The following is a 7,872-nucleotide window of genomic DNA, read 5'->3' as shown; positions in this document are numbered from 1 at the left end:
GGACCCCGCGGTAGGGCCACAGGTCCGAGCCGCACACGCAGGCCGCGACTACCCGCACGATGGCGTCGGTGTCGTCACGGAGCTGTGGGTCGGGGACCTCGTCGAGGCGGATGTCACGGGGGGCGTGGAGGACGGTGGCGTGCATCTGACCATTCTGGCAGGGGCGCGGTGTGGAAGGATCGGACGCATGACTGACAACCCTGAAATCGACTTCATCGAGGGCCCCGCGCCCACCGAGCTCCAGATCACGGACATCACGGTCGGCGACGGTCCCGAGGCCGTTCCCGGCGGCATCGTCGACGTGCACTACGTCGGCGTCGAGTTCGAGACCGGAGAGCAGTTCGACGCCTCCTGGGACCGCGGCGAGTCCGCGCGGTTCCCGCTGCCCAATCTGATCAAGGGCTGGCAGGAAGGCATCCCCGGCATGAAGGTCGGCGGCCGCCGCCAGCTGGTCTGCCCGCCGCACCTGGCCTACGGCAACAACGGCCCCCTCGGTGGCAAGACCCTGGTCTTCGTCATCGACCTGCTCGGCGTCTGACCCACCGGCGCCGGTCCACCACGGTCCCGTGGTGGACCGACGCTCGTCAGCGAAGGGCGTCGACGAGGGCCGTGACGCGCTTGACCGACACGGGGAACGCGGTCCGCAGGCCCTGGGCCAGCAGGCCGACGCGCAGCTCCTCCAGCGCCCACCGCACGTGTTGCACCTCGGGGGAGAGCCGGGCCCACGGCGACAGGTCCGCCGTACGCTCGTGGAACCTCGCCTCCAGGGCCTGCGTGGCCAGGAGGTCGTCGGTCAGCGTCGCATCGAGCCGTCGCCGGGCCGCCTGCAGGTAGATCGGCAGTCGGCGCAGCTGGGCCACTCCCGCATCGCGGATGAAGCCCGGATAGACCAGCCACGACAGCTGCACCCGGACGTCCTCGCCGGCCTCGGTCTGCGGGAGCGGCACGAGATCACCCATCGCCCGCAGCGCCGCCAGCACGCTGTGCACGACCTGCTCGGTCTCGTCGTGCACCTCGGCGCGCACCGTCTCGTGCAGCAGCCCGAAGTCGACCTCCTCCCACACCGGCCCGCCGTGCCGCACCACGAGCTCCTCGATCGCGGCGAGCCACGCCTCCTCGATGACCGCGGCCGCGTCCCGGTGCGGCCCGGTCGACAGCAGCAGCTTTGAGTGCACGTCCAGCGACCGGCCGATCTGGGGCACGGGGGTCGCCATGGCGTACGACAGCAGCCGCGCCTGGCCCTTGATCATCGCGACGGACTGCTCGGCGGGGGTGTCGAGGATCCGCAGTGCCACCGAGGAGCCCTCGTCGACCAGCGCGGGATAGCCCGTCACCTGGCCCGCGGTGATCGTCGGCTCGATCGTGCCGACGTCCCATGTGCGCAGGCCCGTGCGCTCCTCCTGCCGGGCGACCGCCGTCAGGTCGGCCCGGACGTGGCTGGCCAGGGAGGCGCGCAGCTCGGCCAGGTCCTTGCCCCGCGCGAGCTCGTCACCGCCCTCCAGGACGCGGAACGTCACGCGCAGGTGCGAGGGGAGTGACCCGAAGTCGAAGTCGTCCGCCGAGACGACCGTGCCGTTGAGCAGCCGCATCTGGCGCGCGAGCTCGTCGCTGAGGTCGTTGGCGGAGGGGTCCATCGCCTCGACGAGCTGGGGGGCGAACTGGGCGGCCGGGACGAACTCGCGGCGCAGCCGCTTGGGCATCGACCGGATCAGCTCGGTGACGAGCTCGACCCGGTGGCCGGGCACGTGCCAGTCGAACGCCCGGTCGTCGACGGACAGCAGCCGCTCGACCGGCAGGTCGACCGTGACGCCGTCCTCCTGCGTGCCGGGCTCGAAGGCGTACGTCAGGGGGTACGACTCACCCTCCGAGCGCCACTCGCGCGGATACTCCGCGTCGGCATCCTCGGGGCCGCTGGACAGCATCGCGGGGTCGAACGTCAGCAGCTCCGGCTGGGTGTGCCGGGTCTTCTTCCACCACGCGTCGAAGTGCCGGGTCGAGACGACGTGCGACGGCACGCGGGCGTCGTAGAAGGCGTACAGCGTCTCGTCGTCGACCCGCAGGTCCCGGCGTCGCAGCCGGTCCTCGAGCTCCTCGACCCCCTCGATCATCCTTTGGTTGTCGGCGAAGAACCGGTGGTGCGTCCGCCACTCGCCCTGCACCAACGCGTGGCGGATGAACAGGTCGCGGGACACCACCGGGTCGATCGGCCCGAGCTGGACCAGGCGGTCGGCGACGAGCGGGATGCCGAACAGCAGGAGCTTCTCGCGCGCCATCGCCGAGCCCCGGCGGGTCGACCAGTGCGGCTCGCTGTAGGACCGGTTGATCAGGTGCTCGCCGGCGGCCTCGACCCATTCGGGCTGGATCTTGGCGGCGGTCCGACCCCACAACCGGCTGGTCTCGACGAGCTCGCCGACCATCGCCATCCGGGGCGGCTTCTTGGCCAGGCCGGAGCCGGGCCAGATCATGAACTTCGCCTGCCGGGCGCCCAGGAACTCGCGCCCGTCGGTGTCCCGCAGGCCGATGTGGGACAGCAGCCCGGCCAGCAGCGCCTGGTGGATGCGGTCCGGGTCCGCGCCGATGCTGCCGGGCTTGAGCCCCAGCTCCTTGGCCGTGCGGCGCAGCTGGGAGTGGACGTCGTGCCACTCGCGGATCCGCAGCCAGTGCAGCCACTCGTCGCGGCACATGCGCCGGAACGCCGAGCTCGACAGCTCGTCGCGCATCTCCCGGATGTACTTCCACAGGGTCAGGTACGACAGGAAGTCCGAGTCCGGCTCGCGGAACCTGCGGTGCATCTCGTCGGCCGCCTGCTGGTGCTCCAGCGGGCGCTCGCGCACGTCCTGGATCGACATCGCCGAGACGATGACGAGGACGTCGGCGAGACAGCCGAGCTGGTCGGCGGCCAGCAGCATGCGCGCCAGCCGGGGGTCGGTCGGCAGCGTCGACATGCGACGGCCGATCTTGGTGAGCTTCTGGCCCTCCATCGCGCCGAGCTCGTAGAGCAGGTTGAGCCCGTCACTGACGGAGCGGGAGTCCGGCGGGTCGAGGAATGGGAAGTCCTTGATCTCACCGAGCTCCAAGGACGCCATCTGCAGCAGCACGGACGCCAGGTTGGTCCGCTGGATCTCCGGATCGGTGAACTCGGGCCGACCGTCGTGGTCCTCCTCGGAGTAGAGCCGGATGCAGATGCCGTCCGCGACCCGTCCGCACCGGCCCGCCCGCTGCGATGCGCTGGCCCGGGAGATCGGCTCGATCGGCAGCCGCTGCACCTTGAGCCGCTGGCTGAAGCGGGAGATGCGGGCGAACCCGGGGTCGATGACGTACCGGATGCCCGGGACCGTCAGGGACGTCTCCGCGACGTTGGTCGCGAGCACGATCCGGCGGCCGGGGTGGCTGCTGAAGATCTTCTGCTGGTCGGCCGCGGCGAGGCGTCCGTACAGCGGGAGGATCTCGGTGCGCGGGTACTTCTTGCCGGTCAGGAACTCCGCGGCGTCGCGGATCTCCCGCTCGCCCGACAGGAACACCAGGATGTCGCCCTCGAGGGGGAGCTCGGAGACCGCGTGCGCGATCGCCTCGAGCTCGTTGTCCGAGCCCGTGTCGGCGATCGGCCGGTAGCGGACCTCGACGGGGAACGTCCGTCCGCTGACCTCGATGACCGGTGCGTCGAACATCTCCGCGAAGCGCTCGACGTCGATCGTCGCCGAGGTGATGACGACCTTGAGGTCGGGACGCCGGGGGAGCAGCTGCTTGAGGTAGCCCAGCAGGAAGTCGATCGACAGGGAACGCTCGTGCGCCTCGTCGATGATGATCGTGTCGTAGCGGGACAGCCGGCGGTCCCGCTGCAGCTCGGCCAGCAGCAGGCCGTCGGTCACCAGCCGGATCGCGGTGTCCTCGCGGGTCTGGTCGTCGAACCGGACGGCGTACCCGACCTCCGCACCGAGCTCGACCTCGCACTCGTCGGCGATCCGCTTGGCGACCGAGCGGGCCGCGATCCTCCGCGGCTGGGTGTGCGCGATCGACCGGCGGCCCAGCTCGTAGGCGATCTTGGGCAGCTGGGTCGTCTTGCCGGATCCGGTCTCACCGGCGACGACGACGACCTGGTGGTCGCGCATCGCGGCGGCGATGTCGTCGTGGCGGTCACTGATCGGCAGTGCGGGGTCGTACACGATCTTCATGGGTGCGTCGCCTTTACTTCAGGCCCAGCGAGTCGGCGAACAGGAGGTAGCCGACAAAGGCTACGACGTCGAGCAAGGTGTGGGCGACCACGAGGGGCAGGACGCGCCGGGTGCGGTGGAACCAGTAGCCGAACACCAGGCCCATCACGAAGTTGCCGATCCCGGGTCCGACGCCCTGGTAGAGGTGATAGCTTCCCCGCAGCGCGGCCGCGGCGACGATCGTGGCGGCCGCCGACCAGCGCAGCTGGCGCAGCCGCGTCATCAGGTAGCCGATCACGACGACCTCCTCGACCAACGCGTTCTGCACCGCCGCGAGGACCAGCACCGGCACGGTCCACCAGTACGACGTGTCCGGAGCCGGGATGACCTGTGCCGTGACGCCCAGCAGCCGCCCGAGGCCGTACAGCGCGAGGCCGGGGATGCCGATGCCGAGGAACAGCAGGCCGCCCCACAGCGCGTCGTGCCGCGGGCGGGACAGGTCGAGGCCGATCCGCTGGGTGACCCGCTCCTTCACGGGATCGGCGGACAGCAGGTAGAGCGCCAGAGCCACGATGACGAGCGCGAACCCGATGCCCAGCACCTGGTAGACGAAGTCGAAGACCTCGCGGGAGTCCTGCGAGGCGTTGAGCGTCGCGGTCTGGCCCTTGAGCCCGCCGTCGGCGGTGGCCTTGCGGATCAGCGAGACGAAGGAGTAGACCCCGGACGCGCCGAGCGAGAGCCCGAGGACGATCCAGACCTCGGCCTTCAGGCGTCGGTCAGACACCGATCACAGGTCGTCCGTGCTGAAGGTGTCGCAGGAGTTGGCGGTGCCGCCCTCGTAGCCGGCCATGAACCACTTCTGGCGGGACTCGCTCGAGCCGTGCGTCCACGTGTCCTGGTTGACGTTGCCGCCGCCGAGGGACTCCTGGATGTGGTCGTCGCCGACCGCGGCGGCCGCCGAGAGCGCCGAGTCGATGTCGTCCTGGGTCAGCGGCTGGAGCAGCGTGTTGCCCTCGGAGTCCTCGGTCGTCGACGCGTGCTTGGCCCACACCCCGGCGAAGCAGTCGGCCATGAGCTCGATGCGGACGCCTCCGCTCAGCGGACCGGTCTTGCCGTCCTGTCCCTTCTCCAGGAAGCCCAGGATGTTCTCGACGTGGTGGCCGTACTCGTGCGCCACGACGTACTCCTGCGCGAGCGCCCCGTCGTCGGCACCGAACCGGCTCGTCAGCTCGTCGAAGAAGCTCGCGTCGATGTAGACGCGCTCGTCGCTGGGGCAGTAGAACGGCCCGGTCTGGTTGGACGCCGTGCCGCAGGGCGACTGCGTCGCGCCGGAGTAGAGGACGGTCTTGGCCGCGCGGTACTGGCGGCTGACGTCGGCGGGCAGCGCGTCGTTCCAGTAGTCCTGCACGCTGTTGACGGTGCCGATGACGCGGCACGTGTCGTCACGGTTGGCGTCGGCCCCCGTCTTGCACTGCTCGAAGCTCTGCGTGGACGCCTCGCCGCCCGGTTGCACCTGGCTGGTGTCGAACGGGCTGCTGCTGCCGGTGATCGACGAGAGGTCGACGCCGAGGAACGCCCCGATGAGCACGATGACCAGTCCGCCGATGCCGCCGCCGATCGCGAGCCCGCCGCGCGAGCCCCCGCCGGTGACCTGACTCGTGTCGAGGTTCGCACCCTCGTTGAAGCTCATGCGCTGCAGTCTACGCACGGCGGGACCGCCTCGCCGCGGATAGTGTCGGCGTGTGACGACGACACATGCGACCCCCGGTCTTGCCATGCCAGAGGGGCTCTCGGCCGGCGACGCGGCCCGGTTGAAGGGCCTGCGCAGGATGCGCGCGCTGGCCCTGTCGCTCCTGGTGCTCGCCGCGGTGATCTACGTCCTGACCCGCCATCACGACACGGGATGGCTGGGCTACGTCAACGCGGGCTCGGAGGCGGCGATGGTCGGGGCGATCGCCGACTGGTTCGCGGTCACGGCGCTGTTCCGGCACCCGCTCGGCCTGCCGATCCCGCACACCGCAATCATCCCGAACCGCAAGGAGTCGCTGGGGGAGAGCCTGCAGGAGTTCGTCGCCGACAACTTCCTGCGTGAGGACGTCATCCGCGAGCGGATCGCGTCGGCCGGGGTGGGGCACCGCGTCGGGGAGTGGCTGGTCGAGGGTAATCACGCCGATCGGCTGGTGCGCGAGGGGTCGCGGGTGCTGTCGGACGCGCTGTCCCACGTCCAGGAGAGCGACGTGGCAGCCCTCATCGAGCAGGCCCTGATCCCGCGGCTCCAGGAGGAGGAGCTCAGCCCGGTGGTCGGCCAGCTGATGGAGGAGGTGCTGCGTGACGACGCGCACCGCGGCCTGGTCGACCTCGCGGTCGACGAGCTCGGCCGGTGGCTGCTGCACAACCACGACGAGGTTGCCGCGCTGATCGAGAACCGGGCCCCGTCCTGGACCCCGCAATGGCTCGACAAACGGGTGGCGACGTGGGTCCACGAGCAGATCGTCGAGTGGGTCGCCGACATCGGCCGCACCCCCGATCACAACGCGCGCATCGCCCTCGACAAGTGGCTCCGGCAGCTCGCCCACGACCTGCAGCACCAGCCCGAGACGATGGAGCGATTCGAACGCCTGAAGGTTCGGATGCTCGACCAGCCGCGGGTCAGCACGACCTCGATCCAGCTGTGGGACGCCCTGCGCCGCGCCCTCATCGGCTCGCTCGGCGACGAGACCGGTCTGCTGCGCACTCGCGCAAAGGAAGAGCTGGACAAGCTCGGCCGGCGGCTCATCGACGAGCCCGGTCTCGCCGCGCGGGTCGACACGACGATCTCCGACGTCGCGGCGTACGCCGTCAACCACTACGGGCACGAGGTCGCCACGATCATCTCCGCCACGGTCAACCGGTGGGACGGCAAGGAGACCGCCGACCGCATCGAGCTGCACGTCGGACGGGACCTGCAGTTCATCCGGATCAACGGCACGGTGGTGGGCGGGCTGGCCGGCGTCGCGATCCACGCGATCTCGTCGCTGCTCTGACTCTCGACCTCGGGTCCAGACTCGTCCACAAGTGTGGAAAACCTGTGGGTAACCCTCTCCAGCCTGTGGGTGACGTACATCACATTGTGGAAAGCTGTCTCGAACTCAAGATGTTCGAGAAAAGAATTTCGAGAAAATGGTCACCAAGTCCCTTGCGCGGGCCGCGTACCCGGGCTTACAACGGTCATAAGCACTCCTTTGGGAGGGCAAAGAACGGATCAAGATCCAGTTCCACGGTCGGCGACGCAAGTCAATGACAGTCACCCAGTGATGTGGGAGACGGAGCCGGGGGAGGATACGGGAATGAGAGAGTCATCACGCTTGATCACTGAGGCCCCGGGAACTCATACTTCCCGGGGCCTCAGCCGCATTCTACGGCCATCCACCTAGAGGCTCGCGGCGACGACCCTGATCGGCAGGATCGCGCGCCAGCCCGGCCTCCGGAAGGCGCCAAGCCCACGGCGGGACCCCCACACATGAACGTCTTCGGGCCGGGATAGTCCTGAAACGCCGGGCTGTCACCGTGGGACGAGCCCACCGGTGTCATGACCTCGGTCAGGGGTTTGCTAGAGTTCAGTGCTGCACCGCGCCCCGCTTGTGGGGCGCATGTCCGGGTGGCGGAATGGTAGACGCGCTAGCTTGAGGTGCTAGTGCCCTGTAAGGGGCGTGGGGGTTCAAGTCCCCCCTCGGACACCGAA

General features: G+C 69.6%; 5 protein-coding genes, 1 tRNA gene and 1 pseudogene. 3 read left to right on the top strand and 4 right to left on the bottom strand.

What is annotated here, in order from left to right; translation table 11 throughout:
- Positions 1-145 (bottom strand): annotated as a pseudogene (locus JWQ91_RS08935) (IMP dehydrogenase); the annotation flags it as partial.
- Positions 146-187: 42 nt separating this feature from the next.
- On the opposite strand from JWQ91_RS08935, the gene JWQ91_RS08930 reads away from it, so the two are divergent.
- Positions 188-538: an FKBP-type peptidyl-prolyl cis-trans isomerase gene (locus JWQ91_RS08930; protein WP_297782623.1), complete on the top strand. Its 351-nt coding sequence runs from the start codon at positions 188-190 to the stop codon at positions 536-538.
- Between the two features lie 46 nt (positions 539-584).
- Here JWQ91_RS08930 and hrpA read toward each other — a convergent pair whose 3' ends face one another.
- From hrpA to JWQ91_RS08915, 3 genes are read right to left on the bottom strand one after another with little or no spacing between them, the layout of a single operon-like run.
- Entirely contained in the window at positions 585-4,172 is a 3,588-nt protein-coding gene (gene hrpA, locus JWQ91_RS08925) for an ATP-dependent RNA helicase HrpA (RefSeq protein ID WP_297782621.1), read from the bottom strand.
- A 13-nt stretch (positions 4,173-4,185) separates the two neighbouring features.
- Entirely contained in the window at positions 4,186-4,935 is a 750-nt protein-coding gene (locus tag JWQ91_RS08920) for a CPBP family intramembrane glutamic endopeptidase (protein ID WP_297782619.1), read from the bottom strand.
- Between the two features lie 3 nt (positions 4,936-4,938).
- On the bottom strand, positions 4,939-5,841 hold the full coding sequence (locus tag JWQ91_RS08915; RefSeq protein ID WP_297782617.1) for a neutral zinc metallopeptidase: 903 nt from the start codon (positions 5,839-5,841) through the stop codon (positions 4,939-4,941).
- 52 nt (positions 5,842-5,893) lie between these two features.
- Between JWQ91_RS08915 and JWQ91_RS08910 the strand changes: the two genes are divergently transcribed.
- Positions 5,894-7,174, top strand: a complete 1,281-nt coding sequence (locus JWQ91_RS08910; RefSeq protein ID WP_297782615.1) for a DUF445 domain-containing protein — start codon at positions 5,894-5,896, stop codon at positions 7,172-7,174.
- 608 nt (positions 7,175-7,782) lie between these two features.
- Positions 7,783-7,867 (top strand) — tRNA-Leu (locus tag JWQ91_RS08905).
- The last annotated feature ends 5 nt before the right edge of the window (positions 7,868-7,872 follow it).

Source organism: Aeromicrobium sp., from assembly GCF_025965075.1.
Classification (GTDB): Bacteria; Actinomycetota; Actinomycetes; order Propionibacteriales; family Nocardioidaceae; genus Aeromicrobium.
This window is presented reverse-complemented; position numbering and strand designations above follow the sequence as displayed.

Coding starts and splice junctions, on each gene's coding strand:
- JWQ91_RS08930 (WP_297782623.1), top strand. CDS start 188: ATGACTGACAACCCTGAAATCGACTTCATCGAGGGCCCCGCGCCCACC.
- hrpA (WP_297782621.1), bottom strand. CDS start 4,172: ATGAAGATCGTGTACGACCCCGCACTGCCGATCAGTGACCGCCACGAC.
- JWQ91_RS08915 (WP_297782617.1), bottom strand. CDS start 5,841: ATGAGCTTCAACGAGGGTGCGAACCTCGACACGAGTCAGGTCACCGGC.